Here is a 21,541-nt window from a genome sequence, read left to right on the forward strand (position 1 = left end):
TTCAGAGGGCAGCTTGGATGGCGGCGAGAACGTCGGCCGAACTCGGCAACTGAGACCGATGCAGGTTCTTCATCGGCAGCGAGACGACGTTATCGCATCGGACCATCTGGCCTGCATGATCGATGCCGGGCGTTCCTACCGGGATGAAAACTGTTGGCGACTGCGCCAGACGCACGCCCGGCGTACCCAACACGATCGTCGGCACCTTCGTTTGCGGCAGGCCGATATCAGTGCCGATGGAAGCCACCCACACCAGAATATCGCCTTCGCCCTCGGTCAGCATGCGTCCGATATTGTAGCGAACGGAATCATACTCGGGCTTGCCGTTCGCGAAGCTTACGCGAAGCGGATAGCCCGTCTGCCAGGTGCAGGTCGAAGCCGCGCTCGGCGCGCCCTCGTTGCCGCCCAGGGACAATCCGGCGAACCGCGTCGTCTGATTGAGCTCGCGCACGATCTCCGTCATCATGTGCACGGTCATATCGGCTTGCGGCATGCTCAGCGCCGGCGGTGCCCACACGAGAACGCCATAGTGCGCCTTCTTGCACTTCTCGGCGACGGCATCGATGTCGGCGAACGGTATGCCGGCGATCTCATGAGCCGGCGCCTCCGCAGTCGCAAGCTTGGAACCGGGTACCAATCCAGCGAACATGCTGCCGATCTTCGACGTCGAAGGCGCTGTTGCCTGCGGGGCGGGAATGTTGAAGCCGCGCACGCGCGCCGAAATGGCGGACAGCACCTCGGGGATGCGGTCCTTTGCAACTGGCAGGCTGATGACTTCGTCGACGCGAGGGCCGACAGCACCGGACGTATCCAGTCCCTCGCCGAGGAAAATGACGGTGCGCTTCGTGCCAACGCCATCGAACATCGTGTGCTCGGGGTTGACGATTCGGTCGAAGAAACGCCCGTGCAGTTTGTGAATGTCGGAGCCGACGATGATGATGAGGTCTGCGCGATTGCGCACCTCCGTCAGCGTGGACATGATCCAGCCGCTCGTCTGTACGACGCGCAAGTTGCGATACTGACCGTCGCTGAGCGCGTGATCGACAACGCCGCACGTCTGGTCGGCGATCGCCATGATCGCGCGCTGTCCCGCGACATCGGTGGCCATGCCGCCGTAAAGCGGCAATTTCGCCTGACGAACGAGATCTGCAGCGGCCTTGATGGCCTCTTCCAGGGTGACTTCGGCATCCCGGACCATCGGCTTGGCGGGCGGCAACGGCCGCTGGAACCCGGCCGTCGCGCGAGGGCAGCCATTGCTGACCTTCAGCGTGGACCCTGTGCGAGTAACGGTGAGGTCGTCACATAGGAGTCCGCAGAACGGACAGGTGACGTTCTCGTAGGTGTGGGTAGCGTCACCATCAGCGTGTGCTGTCATTTAGTGCAGTCTCCTTCGCGCGCGGCGCAAGTAAGCACGGACGCCCCCGCAAAACAACAGCGTAGCGAATGCGGCGGTTTGCCGGGGCGTCGGCCGATTGCGATGCCGCCGGGCCGCGACTATGGTCGCGCCAGAGGCGGGTAAAAGAACCGATACTCGGAGGAAAATCCCATGGTGAAAGCTGTTGCGCTGGCGTTGGCTACGCTGGCCCTGTTTCCGACCTTCGCGTCTGCCCACGGGCCGTCGCGTCAGAAGGTGACGGAGACCGTCGAGATCAACGCCCCCGCCGACAAGGTTTGGGGCGTCATCGGCAACTTCCAGGACATGAGCTGGCATCCTGCGGTTGCCAAGACGGAGGGGACGGGCGGCAACGACGCCAATGCAACCCGGACGCTGACGCTGACCTCGGGCGGTACCATCGACGAGAAGCTCATCTCCAACGATCCAGCCAAGAAAATCTACAAGTATGAGATCACCAAGGTCGACCCGAAGGTTCTGCCGGTGAACAACTACTCGTCCAATATCTCGGTCAAGGGTGAGGGCGACAAGTCGACCGTCGAGTGGAAAGGCGCCTTCTATCGCGGCTTCATGAACAATGACCCGCCGCCGGAGCTGAACGACGAGGCCGCCAAGAAGGCCGTCCAGGGCGTCTACCGCTCCGGCCTCGACGCTCTGAAGAAGAAGCTCGAGACGGGCGGCTAAGCGCGGGTGCGATGCGTCAGCGCTCGCACAACGGTCTTGTGATTCTGGCGGCGGCGCTCAGCGCCGCCGTCGTTTTGGGATGCTGGCCGGCCGCCGCGGAGCCGATAGCGACGCATCCCTTCAGCGAAGCGCTGGTGACCAACCAGACCGGTGATTCGCTCTCCATCGTCTCGCTCGCCGACATGAAGTCCGTCGCCGAGATCGCCATCAGCGGCAATCCGGCCGGCATCGCCATGTCGCCGGACCGCAAGTACGCCTTCATCACTTCACCCGAGAGCAAAGAGCTCGTCGTCTTCGACGCTGACACGCGTCAGGTGGCCAAGCGGTTCAATGTGGGCGAGGGTCCGCTCGGCGTCGCCGCTCACCCCTCCAACGGTTTGGTCTACGTGGCCGACTGGTACGTGCACAAAATCTCTGTCGTCGATCCGCTCGCCGGCAAAGTTGTCGCTCAGATCGCGGTCGGCGACTCGCCCTCCGGACTCGCAGTGACGCCCGATGGCAAATCTCTGCTCAGCGCCGACCGTGACAGCGATGCCGTCTCGATCATCGACACCGCTACCAATGCGCGCGTGAAGAGCATTCCCGTCGGCAAGCGCCCGTTCGGCATCACCATCGATGCAGAGGGCCGGCGGGCCTACACGGCCAACGTCGCCAGCGACGACGTCAGCATCATCGATATTGCGACCGGCACCGTGGTCGGCACCGTGCCGGTCGGCCATCGTCCCTATGCGGTTGCCCTGGCCCGAGGCCGCGCCTTCGTCACTAATCAATATGGCAGCAGCCTCAGCGTTTTCGATCTGGACAGCCTCGCGCCAGTCAAAACCATTGAAATTGGCGATCACCCCGAAGGCATCATGGCCGACGCGACCGGCGCCAATGTCTACGTGGCCTGCTGGTTCGATAACGTCCTGATGCGGATCGACACCGATAAGCTCACCGTCACAGGGGAAGCAGCCGTCGGGGACGGCCCGAGAGCCTTCGGGCTGTTTTTGCGCTGAGCCAGCCCCAAGAGGCTACTTGCACCCCCTCATCTTGCAGTGCAGCACTCACGCTTCCGTCAACCGAATGACGAAACGTTAAGGTCAGGCCTGTTTACGGCGGTGCGTCGGCAAGAGTAGAACGGGCAAAAAGAGCAACAACGTTACACAACGTGGCAACGTCACTGGGAAGGAAGCGTTACTATGCGGTTCAATGGTTTGGGCGGCCTCGTCCTCGTCGCTGCCCTTGCGCTGGGATCGAGCGCGGTAGCAGTCATGGCTGCTGACGAAGCAAAGCCAGCAGGCGATGCGGCCTCGGCCCAGCCTAAGGCGACAGATCTTATTTTCGAGCAGCGACACCTTTCCAATGTCGAGCCGGGCAAGACGATCGACTACAAATTCGAGCGCACCGTCTCCGACCCCCAGATCCTGGGGCAGTCCTTCACCGACGACATCACTTTGAAGGTCGCCGCCGACCAGGCGGACGGCAAGAAGGACCTCGAGCTGCAGATTTATACCGGCGACCGTGCCCGCGATCTCCAGAAGCTGGAGAAATTTTCCATCAATCCGGTGTTCGCCGTCTTCTTCTCGCAGGCCGTCAGCACCTTCAACCAGCTTGCCGGCGGACAGGTGAACTACCTGCAGAGCGTTTTCTCCAACGGTTGGCTGAAGGCCAAGGTTGAGCCCATCAAGGTCACCTACAACGGCAAGGAAGTTGACGCGTACCGCATCTCGATGACGCCGTTTGCCGGCGATAAGTATGAGTCCAAGATGCAGGGGTGGGAGGGCGCCAAGTACGATGTCATCGTCAGCAAGGACGTCCCTGGCCAGATCGTCGATCTCCTCGCCAAGTACCACAATCGCTATCCGCCGGCGAAGCTGAAGCTCTCCGAGCGCATCACCCTTGCCGGCGTCACCGGACTGGAGGGGACGCAATGAGAAAGAGCATCGCTGCCGCCGCTTGCAGCGCATTGGCCGCCGCATTGACCGCAACGGCGAGCTTTGCCGTAGAGCTGCCGAAGAACGATTACCCGACCTCGGCGCGCGCTGACTATGTCTTCGCCTGCATGCAGACGAACGGTCAGAACCGCATCGTTCTGGAAAAGTGCTCTTGCTCGATCGACACCATCGCCTCGCTGCTTCCGTACGATGAGTATGAAGCGGCCGAGACGATCATGTCCGTTCGCCAGAAGGGCGGCGAGAGCGTCGCCATGTTCAACAGCTTCCCCCCGTTTCTGGAGAAGGTGAAGAACCTGAAGCGCGCTCAGGTCGAAGCCGAACTGCGCTGTTTCTAGCGACAATCAGCATGGGCCAGCTTTGTTTGGCCCATGCATGCCGGCTGCGCAGGTCGCACCGCATCTATGTTGGCTTGCATCGCTCCACCGATTGGGCCCGCGCAGCGGAAGGCGCCAAAGGCGCCCGGCGCGAGCGCCAGCCATTAGCCGGCACCCGCCTCGCAGCACGCAAAGCCCTCTCAGCTCGCGTCGCCGTTATAAGCTAAGCGCCCTTGCCAGCCGATGTCGCGGTGAACACTTTGCCTTCGGTGTCCTTGGCCGTCACGTCGATGACGTTTTCCTTGCCGGGGACGAAGGTGAAGCGGAAGTTCGGATTCTCTGAAATCGAGATGCCACCTTCCATCTTGAACACGCGCTCGCCGTCCCGCTTCACGTCCATTTCGCTGACGATGCGCATCGGCGTGTACTGACGCGACACCTGATCCATCTGCATGCCGGTGAAGTTCGGATGGCGGATCATCACCTGCGCTTCGCGGGTAGGCGGCGTGCGATCCTTGGCGTCGGCTGCATCGAACGTACGGATCTGCATCTTGCCGAGGCTGGCGAGTGCCTCGTCGGCATCCTTCGATGCGGCTGCGGAGCATCCACCGGACGCTTTTACGAATTTCGTTGCCATGTGCAGCTTGCCGTCTGCGGTCTCCGCGATGGCGCGCACATTGGAGTACATGTCGATGCGCACGCGGGTCGACAGCATGCGGTCGCCTTTGCCTGCTGCCTCGCCCAAATGGAACGTGGCAACGACGGGCGCTGGGTTCTTGTCGACGATCAGCGTTAGCGTCTTCACCTCGCCGGCGGCCGCAGGGAGGCGCATCGTCACCGGAACGACAGCGGCATCTTCTGCACGATAGGGTGCATCGAGTTCGACCAGACCGTCCTCGACGACCTCGCGATTGTCGAACACGTCCCGGCGCAGATCGGACCACACGTCATCCGCACTCGCGGCGCCTGCAAATCCGAGCAGCATCGCGCCAGTGGCAGCAATGCCAAGAGCGCTTCTTCGAGTTACCTGCATAGCCATCTTGGGTTTCCTCCGGGCAAGCCTTGCCAGTTATTCCCATTCTAGTTCGGCAAAGGCAGCAGAAACGTTGCGTGCATTGTACTCCTTGAACAGCAGCCAAGCATCTTTTTCTGAAAGTCCCGCCGTCTCGGCCGCCTCGGAAAGCGTTTTTCCCTGTTTGATCATCGTGCGCACTTCATCGGCAATCTTGCTGAGGTAGCGCTTTTCGTCCGCCATTGCCTGCGGCCAAGGCATTGCAGCAGGCCCATGCCCCGGCACGGCGAGCTTTACGTCCTGGCGCTCCCCAAGCTTGTCGAGCAGCGCCAGCCAGCCCCGTATCGACCCGTCGAGGGCAGGGATGTGGTGCGAGAAGAGAAGGTCGCCGAGGAACAGCGTGCCGGTCTTTTCATCGAGAACTGTCAGATCGTTATCGGTGTGCGCCGTCGGTTCGGCCTCGAGCTGCAATTTGCGATCGCCGAGGTCCAGTTCGAGCTCTCCGTTGACCAGCAGGGTCGGACCGACGATCTGCGTGCCCGCAAACGAATCCCCCAACAGCTCCTCGTTGATTGCGAGATAGCGATCGCGACGGGCCGCGAGGGCGCGAGGCAGTTTGGCATGGCCGACGAACGTCGGCTTCTCACCTAAAAACGCAGCATTCCCAAACACATGGTCTGGGTGCATGTGCGTGTTGATGACGTACTTGATCGGAAGCTGCGTCCGCGCCCGGATGGCGGCCAGAAGCGCCGCGCCGACCTTGGCGCTGCCGCCCGTGTCCACCACCGCCACGCCGTCGTTGCCGATGATGAAGCCCGAGTTCGAGGTGTCACCAGCATTCTGCGGGTTGAATACCTCGTAGCGCCCTTGATGCACGAACACGCCGGGAGCCACTTCTTCGACCGCCAGAGCGTCGACTGCGCGCGCCGGCACCGCCAACGTGATGCCGGCGGCGAGCAAAATGGCCCCAACAAGCAACGATGTAACGTTAGGGAAAACTTCCCGATTTTTGCTTCTCAGCATCGAACGCAGATCCATGCTCTGATCCCTTCAGGTGATCACGAAAAGTGCCCAAATGCGTTCACGGAAACGAGAGCAGCGCGTGAACTGCGCCGTGCTGCGGAGGATTCGCGATCGGTCACTCGCCGCACCTGAGAGTGACGCTGCGCGGGCTCCCTCGCTCGTGAGGAAAACGCAGATATTCAGAGATTTCACGCGTAGTTTGGAAGGTTGTCGTGCGCTGCACAAAACACAGACGCAGCGCAGCAAAGTGCGGTGGAATACGGAGTAAAATGCGTCAGCCATCTTGTCCTTTTCACGGACGCGTGAATTTTCGTTACCTGATCGTCTTGCACCCGGGAAAAAAAAGTGCGTAGATGTGCCGCGGTGTGACACGGCAACCAGGGCTGACTGGCATCCCCAGATCGGCCCCGTCGAACGCTGAATAAGGGACAAGAGGGAAATAACCCCCATCCCAAGAAACTAGGGTGTGAGGCGACGCCGTTCACCACCGACTTGCGTGGCAAGAACCTTAAAATGGAGGAAGCGCAATGCGCAAAAGCGTATTCGCAGGTGCATTGGTTGCGGCGGCTGCCTTTTCGGCACCGGCGTCGGCCAATGACAGCGTTATCAAGTGTATCGCTGACGAAAATAACTGGTGCATGCAGCAGCATGACTACTCTGCTACCCGTTATTCCAGCCTAGACCAGATCAACACCAAGAACGTCGGCAACCTGAAAGTTGCTTGGACGTTCTCGACCGGCGTGCTGCGCGGCCATGAGGGTTCGCCCCTCGTTGTCGGCAACACGATGTACCTCCACACCCCGTTCCCGAACATCGTCTACGCTCTCAACCTCGACGACGAGAACCGGATCATCTGGAAGTACGAGCCCAAGCAGGATCCGTCCGTCATCCCTGTGATGTGCTGCGACACCGTCAACCGCGGTCTGCAGTACGCCGATGGCAAGCTCTTCCTGCATCAGGCTGACACCACGCTCGTCGCTCTCGATGCCAAGACCGGCAAAGAAGTTTGGAAAGCCGTCAACGGCGATCCGAAGCGCGGCGAAACCGGCACGGGCGCTGCGCTCGTCGTCGGCGATGTCGTGATGATCGGTGTGTCGGGTGCCGAGTTCGGCGTCCGCTGCTTCTTCACCGGCTACGACATCAACTCCGGCAAGCGTCTGTGGCGCGGCTACTCGATGGGTCCGGATGACGAGATCCTGTTCAACCCCGAGAAGACGATGTCTCTCGGCAAGCCGGTTGGTAAGGACTCCTCGCTCAAGACCTGGACCGGCGACCAGTGGAAGCTGGGCGGCGGCTCGATCTGGGGCTGGTACGCCTGGGATCCCAAGCTGAACCTCGTCTACTACGGCACGGGCAACCCGTCGACGTGGAACCCGGCTCAGCGCGCTGGACCCGATGGCAAGCAGATCGATCAGAAGTGGTCGATGTCCATCATCGCTCGTAACCCGCAGACCGGCGAGGCAGCCTGGGCCTACCAGATGACCCCGTTCGACGAGTGGGACTACGACGGCGTCAACGAGATGATCCTCGTCGACAACATGGAAGTGAAGGGCAAGAAGCATAACGTGCTCGTGCACTTCGACCGCAACGGTCTTGGCTACACGGTTGACCGTGAGTCGGGCATTCCGCTCGTTGCTGAGAAGTATGACCCCGTCGTCAACTGGACGACTGGCGTCGATCTCGACCCCAAGAGCCCGACCTATGGCCGCCCGGCTGTTGTCGCCTCTAAGTCGACGTTCCTGAACGGTCCCGACGTCAACACCACCGACGTCTGCCCGGCCGCTCTCGGAACGAAGGACCAGCAGCCTGCTGCTTACTCTCCTCTGACGGGTCTCTTCTACGTGCCGACGAACCACGTCTGCATGGACTACGAGCCCTTCAAGGTCGAGTACACGGCCGGTCAGCCCTACGTTGGTGCCACGCTCTCCATGTATCCGCCGAAGGGCGAGAGCCACATGGGTAACTTCATCGCGTGGGATGCCTCCAAGGGTAAGATCGTCTGGTCGAACAAGGAGCAGTTCTCGGTGTGGTCGGGTGTTCTCACCACCGCTGGCGGCATCGCCTGCGTCGGCACCCTCGAGGGCTACTTCAAGTGCGTCGATCAGAAGGACGGCAAGGAGCTCTATAAGAACCGCACGCCGTCGGGCATCATCGGCAACGTGTTCACCTACGGACACAAGGGCAAGCAGTACGTCGGCGTCTTCTCGGGCGTCGGTGGTTGGGCCGGTATCGGTCTGGCAGCTGGCCTGACGAACCCGACCGATGGTCTGGGTGCTGTGGGTGGCTACGCTGGTCTGAACAGCTACACCGCTCTCGGTGGTTCGCTGACGGTCTGGTCGCTGCCATAAGTCGACGACATACGGACAATGGACCGGCGCGGGTTTCCCGCGCCGGTCTTCCGTATGAATGGAACACGCTGAATTGAATTAGCGGTTCATCCACGAAGGTCGCCAATTCGCAGCGCAACATTGCAAAATGGTATGACATTTTGCCTGTTGCACCGTGCTAATTGGCAACCCAAATGTAAAACCATCTATCGTAGTCCGAGCAGATAGGGGAAACGCGTGAGAAGGATTAGTTTTGCCATTGCTGCCGCCATTGCGCTTGGGGGCGTATGGGGTTCGGCCATGGCTGAAGATGTGCAGCCGGGTTTGCAGAAAGAAGTGACCCTCGCCGACGGCTGTCTCAGCCAGGAAGGCGCAGAGTTCAAAGACGGCAAGTGGGTTCTGCCCGACGGCACGCCGACGTTCCATGTCTGCCACAAGGACGACAAGTACGTCGTCGACTGGGCAACGTATAACGGCTACCGCCGCTATCACGGTGAGTGCCACGTGTGCCACGGCCCGAATGGTCTCGGCTCCACGTATGCGCCCGCGCTCGCGCACTCGCTGCAGACGATGGATTACGGGACGTTCCTCGGCACCGTCGCCAGCGGTCGTACGCGCGATGAAGCCGGCACAAAGTTCGTCATGCCCGCGTTCGGCGACAACAAAAACGTGATGTGCTTCATCAACGACCTCTACGTATATCTGAAGGCACGTTCCTTCGAGGCGCTGCCGGCTGGACAGCTCGGCGGTCGCAATCGCGATGAGAAGCCGCAACAGGCCAGAGACGAAGAGAAGGCTTGCCTTGGATCATAGGAAGCATACGAAGCTAGACGCATTAGTCGGGGCCGCCCTGGGCGGCCTCGTCTTGTTTTCAGCAATGATTGGCTCGGCCCACGCTGTCGAAGGCCACCGATCTGATCTTGTAAATCGCAAGGTTCTGCGCGTATGCGCAGATCCTGCAAACCTTCCTTTCTCGGATGAGAAAAAAGAAGGCTTTGAAAACAAGATTGCTGACATTATTGGCGATGAGCTCGGCGTGCCCGTGGAATACACGTGGTTCCCGCAAGCCGTAGGCTTTACGCGCAACACGCTGCTCGCCAAACGCTGCGATGTAATCATCGGCACCGGGCAGGGCGATGATTTGGTGCTCAACACCAACGCGCTTTATCGCTCGGCATATGCGCTCGTTTACAAACCTGGTACCGGACTCGATGGTGTCGAGAGCATTTTCGATCCGCGCCTGAAGGACAAACACATCGGTGTCGTTCAGGGCACGCCGTCAGCGACGCTGGTCGCCAAAGCTGGCCTGATGGGCTATGCGCGCCCCTATCGTCTGATGGTCGATCGCCGCTACGACGACCCTTCCGCCGAGATGGTGAAGGACATTCGCGACGGGAAGATCGAGGCTGGCGTCATGTGGGGCCCGATCGCCGGCTACTACGCATCGCGCAACGGCGACAAGCTGACCGTCGTGCCTCTCGTTCAGGATGCAGGCAAGGCCGGCCGCGTCGACTTCCGCATCACCATGGGAGTTCGCCAGGGCGATGATCTGTGGAAGCGCAAGCTCAACGACGTCATCCGCAAGCGTCAGGCAGACATAGACAAGGTGCTGCTCGACTACGGCGTGCCGATGATCGATGAGGACAACAAGCCGATCACGTCGCCGCGCAGCTAGTCGAGTGCCCCAATGACGTCTGCCATCACGTATGGAAGCGTTTGGGCGCGAAGTGCGCGTGCAGGATGCTGCCTGAGCCTGCTTGCAGTCGGCCTACTGGTTCTAGCCGACCTAGGAGCGACCGCAACGTGGGCGGCGGAGCCAGCTGCCTCCGCGGCCTCGACTTCCGGGGCCGCTCCCCATCCTGACGTGCCACCCGCCGCCGACGATGCGGCCGCAGACACCGAGCCCGCAGCGGAGCCCGAGGGCTACCGCATGGACCAATTCCGCTCTCCCGTGCCGGCAACGCTCAAGGGCGCGCACGTCCTCACCAACGATGCGGCGGCGGACCTCTGGAACAAGAGCGGCGCCATCTTCATCGACGTCTACCCACAGGCGCCCAAACCGCCAAATCTGCCCGCTGGTACCTTCTGGCGCGATCCTAGCCACCGCAGCATAGAGGGTGCGGTATGGCTGCCAAACGTCGGCTATGGCGCTCTGTCGGATGAAATGGACGCGCACTTCCGCGACGCGCTGAAGACGCTGTCGATGGGCAAGTCAGATGCCCCGCTGGTCTTCTTCTGTCTCAAGGACTGCTGGATGTCGTGGAACGCCGCCAAGCGGGCCATCGAGTACGGCTACACCAACGTCATGTGGTACCGAGACGGCGCCGATGGCTGGCAGGAGTTGGGCTATCCGCTCGTGGAGCTGAAGAAGTACGCCGGCTCCTAGCTCGCGGCACAGCGCCTAGCCTGTGGCTACCGGCGGCGGCGCGTGCCCACCGTTGCACGCCGCGCCGATCCGCCAGATTTCTGCCTGCTTCAGCCTCAGCTCTTCATTTCGGCGCGGATCAGGCGCGAGATCTCGAATGCGCGCTGCTCGATCAGCGTCGGCACTTCGCACGCCAGCGTGAGATTCTGCTGCCGCTCCTGGAAGATGCGCGCGTTCCAATTGTATTCCTGCTGCTCCGGAGAGAGCTGGGTCTCCGTCGGCAGCAGCTCGTCGGTGGCTGCAAGGCCCTTCTCTGCAAGCTTCTGCCCCTCGCGCTCTAGCTCGGCAGCGCGCGCTTTTTGCCGGCGCTGAAACTCTTCCACCTTCCCCATCACGAATTGGCGGTCGGTATTGATGTCATGCAGGAAGCTGGCAAACAGCTCGGTTAGTTTCTGGTCGCGCTCCGCTTCGGGGATGGATGCGGCGTATTCCTTGATCGCCTTCTCTGCATCCTCTGTTGAAACGCGCCGGCTCTCTAGAATGTCAGTCAGGTTGCGAACAGCCGGATCGAAGTCTTTGATGTTCTCAATCGATGGGCCGTCCCAGATCTGCCCGGCTGATATGATCGGCACCTTCCGCTGCACGCATGGCCAGTCCGGACTCCCGAGCACCGCGGATGGCGAGAAGTCGACGGCTGCATTGCTTTCGGGCGTGACCGGCGACGGCGCAAAGGCTGGATGCTGGCTGGCTCCTAGTGGCTCGGCTTCCATGCCACCGGCGCGCGCGCCAGGGACGACGCCTGGGGCGATGCCAGGCTGAGGCTCGAGACCGCCGGGATGCGCGCCAGGAACGACGCCCGGAGCCAGCCCAGGTGCGAGATCTGGAGCCGCTTCGACCTTCGCCGGCGCGTCTTTGCCGGCTGCCTTGTCCTCGGCAAAGGTGGCTGTGCTTGCGAGGATCGCGAGGGCGCTGGCCATCGCTGCACATCTCATCATCCGCGTCATGGCGCTATCCTGCTTGTTGTTGGCTTTCATCGCTCATGCTCCAGCGCCCGGACCGCCGCGACGGGCGATCAGGCCTTTCGAGGGGTTGTATGCATAGATCGCCGCGCCGAGGAAAACGGCCGTGCAGGCGAGAACGATCCCCAGCGACGGCCAATCGACCTGCCCGTAGAGGGCAAAGCGGATAACCTCGACCGCGTGAGTGAATGGGTTGAGCTGGCAGAGCTCGTAAAGGAGCATGCTCGACTCCTTCACGCGCCACAGCGGATAGAGCGCGGACGAGGCGAAGAACATCGGGAAGATGACGAAGTTCATCACGCCCGCGAAGTTCTCCAGCTGCTTGATTACCGACGACATGAACAGTGCCAGCGAGCCGAGCATCAGTCCGGCAACCACCAGGGCCGGCGCAACTGCGATGTAGTTCATCGATGGCGGCCCGAGGTTCCAGTAGTAGATCACGGCGATTATGGCGCCGATCTCGAACGCCCCCGCAACCATGAGCGCTCTCTGCATGAACCGCTCCGAGAACATCTCCGTCGCCGAGTTGAAGATGTGAAGCGCGAATATGCCGGCGGGCGCAGCCAGCAGAAGGGGATAGCCCCAGCCTGTGAGCTCTCCCTCCCAGAAATAGAAGATGGCAAGGAACACATAAGCCTGGATCGCCGCCACCGCGACGCCGCCGATCAGCTTGGAGACCAGCAGGAACGAGCGCGGAAACGGGCTGACGAGCAGCGTGCGCATCGCGCCTGTTTCGCGGTCGTAGACCATCGACAGCGACGATTGCATCGCGTTGAACAGCAGGATCATGCCCAGCAGGCCCGGCACCACGTACACCTCATAGAGGACATACGTCTCGTACGGAGGAATGATCGATACGCCTAGCGTCTGCCGGAAACCGGCAGCGAAAATGAACAGCCAGATCAGCGGCCGCACCAGTGCGGACATGAAACGCTCGCGCTGATGCAGGTAGCGCAGCACTTCGCGCCAGACGATGCCCTTGAAGCAGGTGAAGTAAGCGCGCAGGCCAAGCCGCGGTGGCTCGGCGCCCCACGCCTGTTCGCTTATCGACGTGGTCGCCGCCGAGCCATGCTGGATGGTGGAGCTCATGGCGGTCATGCAGCGAGTTCCTCGGTTGCCGAGCCGGTCAACTTGCGGAACGCGTCGCTGACGGTCTTTGTTTCAGTCTTGGCGAGCATTTCCGGCACTGTGCCCGTAAACAGAACCCTGCCCTTGTGCAGCACCACGACGAGATCGGTCGGCCGCACTTCGTCGAAAAGGTGCGTCGCCCACAGAACGCTCAAACCTTCCTTTTCCACCAGCGAGCGCACGATATTGACGACGCTCTCGCGCGAGCCGATGTCGAGCCCGACCGTCGGTTCGTCCAGCAGCAACAGGGAAGGCTGATGTAGCAGCGAACGTGCGATTTCGACCCGCCGCGACTGACCGCCCGAAAGGTTGCGCACTTTTTCTTTCGCGCGATCTGCAAGACCGACGATTTGCAGCGCGCGTTCGGTGCGCCGGCGCGCCTCGCTGCCGTGAATGCCGTGCAGGGCGCAGTGATAAAGAAGGTTCTGCTTCAGCGACAGGTCCAGATCGAGTGTACGGCTCTGGAACACCACGCCGAGCCGCTGCAGCGCCGCCATCGCGCGCCGACGGATGTTGTGCCCGAAGATGCGGATTTCGCCGGTGACGTTGTCGTACAAACGCGTGATCAGCGCGAACAGCGTCGACTTGCCCGCGCCGTTGAGACCGAGCAGCACGACGAAGCGCCCGCGCGGGATCTCTAACGACACGTCCTTCAGCGCAGCGTTGTCGCCAAAGCTGTGGCTGACGTTGTTGACGACCAGCGCAGGCGCGCTTGCCTCGGTCGGGTTGGGGTCATCTGCCATGTTGATGTGACGATTGCACCGCAAGCCTCCTATTTCAAGCCATTGGAAACGTTGATCGTTTCTCTTCGGCTTGGCCACGCGGAGCGTTGCGGCCGTTCGCCTTCTCTCGTTGTCGAGCGGGTTTGTCCTTGTCCTGGAGGCCGCCGAAAGCCTCGATAGAACGGCGAAAATTCAAACGACTAGAACGGAGCAACGACGATGCCCCAGGGGTAGCGCCCGGTGCGGATCGATTTGATCACCTTGAGCGCCGCAACATCTATCACCGAAACGTCGTTAGACGCACCATTGGTGGTGAGCAGCTGCTTGCCATCGGGCGTGAAGGCCATCTGCCAGACGCGCTGGCCGACGAGCAGATACTTTTTCACCTGCAGCGTTTCGGTATCGATCACCGCTACTCGGTTGGCAGGTCCGAGCGCGACGAACGCCGTCTTGCCGTCCTGCGTGATGCGCACGCCCACCGGCTGAATGGCTTCCTTCGTAACGCCCGGAATCTCGAAGCGAACCTTGCCGATCACCTTGCGGTCGGCTGGATTGATCACCGTGACGGTACCGCCGATTTCCGAACTCACCCACAGCTGCGTGCCAGCGGGATTGAAGATCGCCACGCGCGGACGGCTGTCGACCAGAACGTTGTCGAACGTCTTGTGTGTGGTGGTGTCGATGAAGTGGGCCATATTCGTCGTTTCCGACGTGTTGACCAGCACTTTGCCGTCGGGGCTCATGCCCATGCCTTCCGGCTCGACGCCGACGGGAATGTCACCGATGATCTTGCCGCTCTGGATATCGACGACGGTGACGAGGTTGTCGTCCTCGTTCGCGACATACAGCGGATTGCCCGACGGATGCAGGATCAGCAACTCGGGGTCGGGACCAGAAGGTAATGTCTTGATGAGCTGATAGGTCTTCGTGTCATAGACTTGGATGATGTTGTCGTCGCTGGTGCAGACGATCAGCCACTTGGCATCATTCGACAGAATGACACCGCGCGGGCGCTGGCCAACGGGGAATGTTTTGATCACCTCGAGCTTCTCTGTGTCGATCACCGACACGGAGTTGTCTTTCTCGTTGGTGACGAACGCGGTGTAGGCATTGGCCGCTGGCATCGGCAGGGCGAGGGCCGAGAGGGTGCCGAGTAACAGGGCGCCAACCTTGATGCGCTTCACGAAGCTTCCTCCTGAGATACTTTTCTTAGCCGGCAGTCTGGCGTTCATTGCGTATAGGCTTTGCATTTGGTTTCGGGCTTATCGACCCCCAGGGTATCGAGCACGCTCGTCTGGTGTAGGAAGCCCTGCTGCGGTGAGACGGTGACCAGCATCTTCGGCGTGTCGACGAGGATCGGCTGGCGCAACTGACCATTCCAGTTGCGCACCGACAGCCCGACGCCCTTGAAGCCCGCAACCTCGAAGCTCGGCCCTTTGATGTAGTCGACGAGCTCCTTGAAATTCGTAGACTTCGTGCGCGCCGCGGCTTCACCGATCATGCGCACGCCGAGCCAGGCGTTGTAGTCGATCGGGCGCATGTTGCGGTCGGCAAGCCGCTTGAAGCGGTTCTGGAACTGGGTTCCGCCCCAAAGCTCGATAGCCGGATGCCAGCTCTCGGCGACGAGGCCCGCGGTGCCTGCGACCGGGCGTGCGTCCCATGTGCGGTAGGGCAGATAATCACCGAATAAGCTGCTCTCGTCGGCAACGACGACCACGTCATAGTCGGGAGCACTTTGGGTGAAAGTCGGGATTTGCTGCTGTACCTGCTCGAAACCGCCATCCGAACGGCGGTTGCCGGAATCGTAAGTGAACGTGCGCTCCTCGACGATTTTCGCACCAAATCGTTTGGCGGCCCGCCGGATCGCATCGGCGTAGAGCTTGTCTTTCTCTGACGGCCCCAGCACCAGCAGCCAGCGGTTCCACTTCTTCCATACGAGATACTGCGCCAGAGCGTCCGCCAGCATCGAGCGCGTGGGTGCGGTGTGCAGCACGTCGGCGCGGCAATCTTCCTCACGCAGGCTGTCATCTGGCAGCGCATAGTTGATCAGCAGCGCTTCCTTGCCCTTCAGGGCATCCGAAAGCTTGAGCAGCGTCGCGGGCGAGGCGTCGACGAGTACGAAGTGCATTCCCGCGTCGACCTTCTGCACCACGTCGGCGATCAGCTTAGCTGGGTCGGCGTCCTCGATCGCTTCGAGCGTGAACTCTTGGTTCATGAAGCGGCCGGTGGTGTTATTGTCGGTAATTGCCAGCTTTGCGCCGGCCAGCCCGAGATCCTTCGGCGGCAGATCGAGCAGAGAGAGCGGCAGCGGCTCCTCGCGTAGCTCGCGCGCGAGCAGAATGGGGATCACCGCGACTTTGGGCGCGGCTTCGTCAGTCTTTGCGGGGGCCGCAGCTTCGGGAGAGGGCGCAGCAGCAGGGGAGGCGTCTTGGGCAAGCACGCTCACTGGAGCAATTATCGTCAGCGCAGCTGCGAACAACGCGCCGCGCCGCAGACACGCGAACACTCCGCCGCTATGCGCGCGCTTGGCATTGCCATTCGCCATCGAGCCGGTTCCTCCTGAATTCTTCCGTCTCGCTGCAGTGCGAGAGCTTATTGTGCGGGCTACTGTTACTTTGTTGCATTAAAAGGGTGCTGGGGACCACCGTTGTCAAGGTCTCCCGATTTCACTCGCGGACTTGTGACCTTTGGTATGCCACTACGTGGCAATAACCCCCTTGCAATTAGCCACCTGTTCGGCACACCTACCCCTTAACAGTATAACAGTCTAAGCAGCCGTCGGCGCGGCTTAGAGCAGGGGAAGCGCTTTGTTTGCTAAACGGATTGTCATCTTCGCGCTCGCCTCGATGCTGCTGCCCGCCATCGCATCGGCGGCGCCGAAGGCGGTTATCTTTCCCTTCGATCTCATAGATCAGCAGCAGCAGTTCGAGATCGGCGTAATGCCCAAGGGGCTCGACCCTGAGGACAAGCGCCGGCTGCAGCTGATTACCGACGAATTGACCCGCCTTATCAAGGAAGGCGGGCAGTATGAAGTGGTCGATAGCACGCCGATCGCAAAGGACATCGAAGAGAAATCTCCGATGTACAAGTGTAACGGCTGCGAGGATGACCTCGCTAAAAAGGCAGGCGCTGCGTACGCATTTATCGGTACCGTGCGCAAGGCGTCCGACGTGCTGTTCACTGTCAGCATCTACATTCGTGACGTGGCCGCAGAGAAGGTCGTCAAGCAGGGATCGAGTGAGATCTACGGCAACACCGACAAAATGTGGCTGCGCGCCGTGAACTACATCGTCGAGAGACGGCTGTTCGCGCAGAAGGGGGCCGCGAAATGATCGATCGCCGCCAGTTGCTGCTCGCCGGCGGTTCGGCTTTGGCAGGTCTGGCTGCCGGCGCTCCAACGGCAAGCGCCGCCGGGTCCCTGCGGATCGCTTCTCTCAAGTTCGGCACCTTGAGCTGGCTGTTGGAAACAGTGCGCGCCGAGGGATTGGCAAATAAAGTTGGTCTACAGATCATCGTCGTCGAGGTTGCAACCAACCAGGCGGGCCCTGTCGCTCTTCTTTCCGGCAACGTCGAGATCATCGTCAGCGATTGGCCGTGGGCACTGCGTCAGCGCGCCCTCGGAGAGCGCGTGAAGTTCGCGCCGTACTCGTCCGCCCTCGGCGCCGTCATGGTGGCGGGCGACTCTCCCATCAAGTCGCTTTCCGATCTCAAGGACAAGAAGCTCGGCGTCGCGGGTGGCGCCATCGACAAGAGCTGGCTGATGCTCCGCGCCTATTCGAAGAAGGAGTTGGGAACCGACATCGCCAACTATGCAAGTCCGTCCTTTGGTTCGGCCCCGCTCCTTACTGCCGAAACGATTTCCGGACGCCTCGATGCCGTGCTTAACTTCTGGACCTACGCCGCCCGCCTGCACGGCGAGGGCTTCCGCTCCATCCTGACGATGGACGAAGTCCTGAAGTCTCTCGACATCACGCCAGTACCTTCATTGGTCGGTTTCATTTGGACGGAGGAGACGGAGGAGAAGAAGGCGAAAGAGATCGCCGCATTTCTCTCCGTTGTGGAGGACGCGAACGCAATCCTCGCCAAATCCGACGCCGCCTGGGAGCGCCTGCGAGATTTCATACGGCCCGAGAGCGAAGCTGAATTCCAGCAGATCAAGGCGGACTATCGCGCAGGCATTCCCAAGCCGTGGACCGGCGCAGAGACCCGATCGGCTGAAAAATTGACACAGATCCTCGTCGATATCGGAGGACCGAATATTCTCGGCAGTAGCACGCAGTTCGACCCCAAGCTGTTCCATGCGGCAGGCTCATAACGCGCAGGCGCGCGGCCCCAGATTAGGGCGCCTCGGCTGGTCGCTGATCTCACTGCTGGCGCTCGTCGGGCTATGGGAGCTTATCGCTCTCATCGCGCAGAGCCGCTACATGCCTGGCCCAACCGAAGTGGTGCAGGTGATGATCCGCGAGGCGGAGGCGGGCGAGCTGTGGGGCAACATCGCCGCAACGCTCATCCGCGTCGCGTTCAGTTTCGTCGTCGCGATGTTCATCGGCTCGGCAATCGGCCTGGCGCTCGGCCGCTATCCGATGGCCGATCGTTTCTTTGACACCTGGTTGATCTTCTTCCTCAACCTGCCGGCCCTGGTCATCATCGTACTTTGCTACATCTGGTTCGGCCTGACGGAGGTCGCGGCGATCACCGCCGTTGCGGTCAACAAGATCCCCAACGTTGCTGTGACCATGCGCGAGGGCGCCCGCAGCCTCTCCAAAGATCTAAATGAGATGGCGCACGTGTACCGCTTCGGCTGGTGGAAGACGCTGCGCCACGTGACCTTGCCGCAGCTCGTGCCGTTCTTCGCCGCCGCAGCTCGCTCCGGCCTCGCGCTGGTATGGAAAATCGTGCTCGTGGTCGAAGCCTTTGGGCGCTCCGACGGCGTCGGGCATCAGCTCAATATCGCCTTCCAGCTTTTCGACGTGCCGATGATCCTGTCTTACGCTCTTGCTTTCATCATCGTCGTGCAGATCATCGAGATGGCGATCATTCAGCCGCTCATCGCGAGGGCCACCAAATGGCGTCGGTGACGCGGCCGCTGTCGGTTCGGATCGACAAGAAGGAGTTCCCCTCCGTCGGGGAGCGTCCCTCGAACCATGTCCTCGAGAACATCTCCTTCGACGTCGATCCGGGATCGTTTGTCATCATCACCGGGCCATCCGGCGGCGGCAAGTCGACGATGCTGAACATCATCGCCGGCCTCGATGACGACTATGACGGCCAGGTTGAGTTCGGCAGCCAAGGCCCCAACATCGCGTTCGTATTTCAGTCGCCGCGGTTGCTGCCTTGGCGCACCGTTTACGAGAACATTGCGCTGGCACTGCCGCCCGATGATCCGCGCCTCGCCAATATCCCCGAGCTTCTGAAGCGCGTCGGTCTCACCGAGGCAGCCAATGCCTATCCGGAGATGATCTCGCTCGGCATGCAGCGCCGCGTCGCCCTGGCGCGCGCGTTCGTGCTGGAGCCCGACATTCTGCTGATGGACGAGCCGTTCGTCTCGCTTGACGACCCCACCGCATACGCCCTGCGCGAGCTTTTGGTGGAACTCTGGTCTCGCCGCCCGACGACCGTCCTGTTCGTTACCCACGACCGGGCCGAGGCCGTGATGCTCGGGACCCGCATCTTGCGTCTGTCTGCCGGACCTGCAACTATTGCCGAGGACGTGCCGGTACAGCTCTCTGTGGCCGACCGGGGCGACCGTGAAAAGGTGCGGGCGGAACAGCGCCGCATCTTCGGCGAAGCATAGATCTCATCAAGATTAATGGAACACGTGCGCGGATCGGCAAGGCTGCTTGCCAGCGTGACGAACGACCGCGAGGCGCGGCTTGTCGCCTCTCTGGGCGCTGACGTCATCGATGCCAAGAATCCCTCGACCGGTGCGCTGGGCGCGCTTCCGGCCGCGACGGTGACGGCCATTCGCGCCGCTGTGCCTGCACACATCCCAGTCAGCGCCACCATCGGCGATCCGACCGACGACATCGCCGCGACGACGGACGCCATAGCGCGCATGGCCGCAACGGGCGCGGATATCGTCAAGATCGGCCTTCAAGCAAATGCGACCACCGCGACGATGCTCCAGGCCGTGGCCAAGCTCGATCTAGGATCGGCGCGCCTCGTCGGCGTCATGCTCGCCGACAAGGGGGTCGACTTCGATCTCATTCCGGTAGCACGCGATGCTGGCTTCGTCGGCCTGATGCTCGACACAGCAGATAAGCGCCGTGGCGCGCTTCCCGACGTCACCTCAATTGATGTGCTGCGCCGCTTTGTGGCAGCAACCAAAGCCGCCGGCATGTTCGCCGGTCTCGCAGGCTCGTTGCGCGCCGCACACGTGCCTCAGCTTCTGGCGCTTTCCCCCGACATCCTCGGCTTCCGCGGAGGCCTCTGCCGCCAGGGCGAACGCACTTCGGAGATCGATGCCGAAGCCGTTCGCGCCGTTCGCCGCATTATCCCTGTTTGCGATGCAGCACAGGGTCAAGCTTGCCGTCCGCTGCTGCCGGGTGCTATGGCGCCTCGGCAAGCGAAAGACGTGGCATGAGCAGCAAACACAGCATTTCCGCCCGCCGTGACGGCGCAATCCTCGATCGCATCTTCGTGCGCGGCCTCGTGCTGCCCGTCGCCATCGGCGTCTACGACGAAGAGCAGGGCATCACGCAGAAGGTTTCGTTCACTATCGAAGCCTCGGTCGCTGCCGGCGTTTCTCCGAAAGGCGACAGCATCGATGAGGTGCCGTCCTACGATGACCTGGTCAACGCCGTGAAGGCGGTGATTGCCGCCGGGCATGTCGGCCTGGTCGAAACTATGGCGGCTCAGATCGCCGAGCGTTGCCTCGCCGACAAGCGCATCGTCGAGGTGCTCGTCCGCGTCGAGAAGCTGGAGCGCGGCCCCGACGCCGTCGGCGTCGAGATCGTGCGCCCGCGCGCCACGTGACCGCCGGGCGCTCTCCCGTCGTCGTCAAGCTGGGTGGCAGCCTCGCCGAAAGTCGGCGCCTTGCGTCTACCCTGAAGATCGTCGGCGCCGCCCGCCAGTCTTGCGTCGTCGTCCCCGGCGGGGGCACCTTCGCCGATGCCGTGCGCGCCGCACATAAGAAGCATCGCCTCCCCGAGACGGTTTCACATCGCATGGCGCTGCTGGCGATGCATCAGACCGGCATGATGCTGAGTGCCATGCACCCACGCCTTGTACCGGCGGAAACGCTCAGTGCCATTCGCCGCGCAATGGCTGAAAGCCGCATCCCGGTCTGGCTGCCGCTGAAGCTCATCGACGCCGATACGCGTGTTTCTGCCGACTGGCGCACGACGTCCGACGCCCTAGCCGCCCGCCTCGCCGAGCGCCTTGGCGCCAGCGTCGTGCTGGTGAAGTCCTGCCGCGTCGACTCTGAAGCAACGCCCGCACAACTCGTCCGCCAGGGCATTGTCGACCCCGCCTTTGACGAGATCGTCGCGCGCTCAGCAATACCCTGGCGCGTTCTCGGCGCTGGCGATGAGGCCGAGCTTGCTCAGAGGCTCTCCGCACCTTATCGAGCCGGTCGACTGAAACCCTCTAAGCGTGCTATCGCCCGAGGCAGATGAC

The 21,541-nt window shown here is 61.7% G+C and carries 23 protein-coding genes; 15 read left to right on the top strand and 8 right to left on the bottom strand.

Features of this window, described 5'->3' with window-relative positions:
* Position 1: 1 nt before the first annotated feature.
* Positions 2-1,375, bottom strand: a complete 1,374-nt coding sequence (locus NDB2M4_RS15475) for a formylmethanofuran dehydrogenase (protein ID WP_072376695.1) — start codon at positions 1,373-1,375, stop codon at positions 2-4.
* Between the two features lie 171 nt (positions 1,376-1,546).
* Between NDB2M4_RS15475 and NDB2M4_RS15480 the strand changes: the two genes are divergently transcribed.
* From NDB2M4_RS15480 to NDB2M4_RS15495, 4 genes are all read left to right on the top strand, one after another.
* The gene (locus NDB2M4_RS15480; protein ID WP_072376697.1) at positions 1,547-2,077 is read left to right on the top strand and encodes an SRPBCC family protein; all 531 of its coding nucleotides are present in this window, start codon (positions 1,547-1,549) and stop codon (positions 2,075-2,077) included.
* Positions 2,078-2,088: 11 nt separating this feature from the next.
* Positions 2,089-3,075: a YncE family protein gene (locus tag NDB2M4_RS15485; RefSeq protein WP_139247329.1), complete on the top strand. Its 987-nt coding sequence runs from the start codon at positions 2,089-2,091 to the stop codon at positions 3,073-3,075.
* Between the two features lie 183 nt (positions 3,076-3,258).
* Entirely contained in the window at positions 3,259-3,993 is a 735-nt protein-coding gene (locus tag NDB2M4_RS15490) for a hypothetical protein (RefSeq protein WP_083556455.1), read from the top strand.
* A gap of 8 nt (positions 3,994-4,001) precedes the next feature.
* On the top strand, positions 4,002-4,349 hold the full coding sequence (locus NDB2M4_RS15495; RefSeq protein ID WP_139247391.1) for a hypothetical protein: 348 nt from the start codon (positions 4,002-4,004) through the stop codon (positions 4,347-4,349).
* A 202-nt stretch (positions 4,350-4,551) separates the two neighbouring features.
* Here NDB2M4_RS15495 and NDB2M4_RS15500 read toward each other — a convergent pair whose 3' ends face one another.
* Positions 4,552-5,367: a quinoprotein dehydrogenase-associated SoxYZ-like carrier gene (locus tag NDB2M4_RS15500; RefSeq protein ID WP_072376701.1), complete on the bottom strand. Its 816-nt coding sequence runs from the start codon at positions 5,365-5,367 to the stop codon at positions 4,552-4,554.
* A gap of 30 nt (positions 5,368-5,397) precedes the next feature.
* The gene (locus tag NDB2M4_RS15505; RefSeq protein ID WP_244536198.1) at positions 5,398-6,318 is read right to left on the bottom strand and encodes a quinoprotein relay system zinc metallohydrolase 2; all 921 of its coding nucleotides are present in this window, start codon (positions 6,316-6,318) and stop codon (positions 5,398-5,400) included.
* A gap of 572 nt (positions 6,319-6,890) precedes the next feature.
* Between NDB2M4_RS15505 and NDB2M4_RS15510 the strand changes: the two genes are divergently transcribed.
* The 4 genes from NDB2M4_RS15510 to NDB2M4_RS15525 all read left to right on the top strand — a co-directional run bounded on the left by NDB2M4_RS15510 (position 6,891) and on the right by NDB2M4_RS15525 (position 11,076).
* Positions 6,891-8,711 (top strand): methanol/ethanol family PQQ-dependent dehydrogenase, encoded by a 1,821-nt coding sequence (locus NDB2M4_RS15510; RefSeq protein ID WP_072376703.1) that lies wholly within the window; start codon positions 6,891-6,893, stop codon positions 8,709-8,711.
* Between the two features lie 279 nt (positions 8,712-8,990).
* On the top strand, positions 8,991-9,503 hold the full coding sequence (locus tag NDB2M4_RS15515) for a c-type cytochrome, methanol metabolism-related (protein ID WP_139247330.1): 513 nt from the start codon (positions 8,991-8,993) through the stop codon (positions 9,501-9,503).
* 64 nt (positions 9,504-9,567) lie between these two features.
* Complete coding sequence (locus tag NDB2M4_RS15520) at positions 9,568-10,365, top strand: substrate-binding domain-containing protein (protein ID WP_072376707.1); 798 nt, start codon at positions 9,568-9,570, stop codon at positions 10,363-10,365.
* A gap of 12 nt (positions 10,366-10,377) precedes the next feature.
* Positions 10,378-11,076, top strand: a complete 699-nt coding sequence (locus NDB2M4_RS15525) for a PQQ-dependent catabolism-associated CXXCW motif protein (protein ID WP_083556459.1) — start codon at positions 10,378-10,380, stop codon at positions 11,074-11,076.
* Positions 11,077-11,171: 95 nt separating this feature from the next.
* On the opposite strand, the gene NDB2M4_RS15530 is transcribed toward NDB2M4_RS15525, so the two are convergent.
* From NDB2M4_RS15530 to NDB2M4_RS15550, 5 genes are all read right to left on the bottom strand, one after another.
* Positions 11,172-12,089: a hypothetical protein gene (locus NDB2M4_RS15530; RefSeq protein WP_072376710.1), complete on the bottom strand. Its 918-nt coding sequence runs from the start codon at positions 12,087-12,089 to the stop codon at positions 11,172-11,174.
* Positions 12,090-12,092: 3 nt separating this feature from the next.
* Complete coding sequence (locus NDB2M4_RS15535; protein ID WP_083556633.1) at positions 12,093-13,163, bottom strand: ABC transporter permease; 1,071 nt, start codon at positions 13,161-13,163, stop codon at positions 12,093-12,095.
* 5 nt (positions 13,164-13,168) lie between these two features.
* On the bottom strand, positions 13,169-13,945 hold the full coding sequence (locus tag NDB2M4_RS15540) for an ATP-binding cassette domain-containing protein (RefSeq protein ID WP_072376712.1): 777 nt from the start codon (positions 13,943-13,945) through the stop codon (positions 13,169-13,171).
* A gap of 179 nt (positions 13,946-14,124) precedes the next feature.
* Complete coding sequence (locus NDB2M4_RS15545) at positions 14,125-15,048, bottom strand: YVTN family beta-propeller repeat protein (protein WP_072378174.1); 924 nt, start codon at positions 15,046-15,048, stop codon at positions 14,125-14,127.
* Positions 15,049-15,152: 104 nt separating this feature from the next.
* Positions 15,153-16,469 carry an ABC transporter substrate-binding protein gene (locus NDB2M4_RS15550; RefSeq protein ID WP_083556463.1) on the bottom strand — a complete coding sequence of 439 codons (1,317 nt, stop codon included), beginning with the start codon at positions 16,467-16,469 and terminating at the stop codon, positions 15,153-15,155.
* 262 nt (positions 16,470-16,731) lie between these two features.
* Here NDB2M4_RS15550 and NDB2M4_RS15555 point away from each other — a divergent pair, with 262 nt between their 5' ends.
* From NDB2M4_RS15555 to NDB2M4_RS15585, 7 genes are read left to right on the top strand one after another with little or no spacing between them, the layout of a single operon-like run.
* Entirely contained in the window at positions 16,732-17,256 is a 525-nt protein-coding gene (locus tag NDB2M4_RS15555) for a DUF3280 domain-containing protein (protein WP_083556465.1), read from the top strand.
* On the top strand, positions 17,253-18,239 hold the full coding sequence (locus tag NDB2M4_RS15560; protein ID WP_072376714.1) for an ABC transporter substrate-binding protein: 987 nt from the start codon (positions 17,253-17,255) through the stop codon (positions 18,237-18,239). Before NDB2M4_RS15555 ends, NDB2M4_RS15560 begins: the two co-directional genes overlap by 4 nt.
* On the top strand, positions 18,223-19,002 hold the full coding sequence (locus tag NDB2M4_RS15565) for an ABC transporter permease (RefSeq protein WP_072376716.1): 780 nt from the start codon (positions 18,223-18,225) through the stop codon (positions 19,000-19,002). The genes NDB2M4_RS15560 and NDB2M4_RS15565 overlap by 17 nt, the downstream gene beginning before the upstream one ends.
* Positions 18,990-19,718 (top strand): ABC transporter ATP-binding protein, encoded by a 729-nt coding sequence (locus NDB2M4_RS15570; RefSeq protein WP_072376718.1) that lies wholly within the window; start codon positions 18,990-18,992, stop codon positions 19,716-19,718. The genes NDB2M4_RS15565 and NDB2M4_RS15570 overlap by 13 nt, the downstream gene beginning before the upstream one ends.
* 15 nt (positions 19,719-19,733) lie before the next feature.
* The gene (locus NDB2M4_RS15575; RefSeq protein ID WP_072376719.1) at positions 19,734-20,507 is read left to right on the top strand and encodes a (5-formylfuran-3-yl)methyl phosphate synthase; all 774 of its coding nucleotides are present in this window, start codon (positions 19,734-19,736) and stop codon (positions 20,505-20,507) included.
* On the top strand, positions 20,504-20,899 hold the full coding sequence (locus NDB2M4_RS15580; RefSeq protein ID WP_072376720.1) for a dihydroneopterin aldolase: 396 nt from the start codon (positions 20,504-20,506) through the stop codon (positions 20,897-20,899). Before NDB2M4_RS15575 ends, NDB2M4_RS15580 begins: the two co-directional genes overlap by 4 nt.
* Positions 20,896-21,540 (top strand): amino acid kinase family protein, encoded by a 645-nt coding sequence (locus NDB2M4_RS15585; protein WP_072376722.1) that lies wholly within the window; start codon positions 20,896-20,898, stop codon positions 21,538-21,540. The genes NDB2M4_RS15580 and NDB2M4_RS15585 overlap by 4 nt, the downstream gene beginning before the upstream one ends.
* Position 21,541: the final 1 nt, after the last annotated feature.

Origin of the sequence: Hyphomicrobium sp. NDB2Meth4, assembly GCF_900117445.1 — a bacterium.
Classification (GTDB): Bacteria; Pseudomonadota; Alphaproteobacteria; order Rhizobiales; family Hyphomicrobiaceae; genus Hyphomicrobium_A.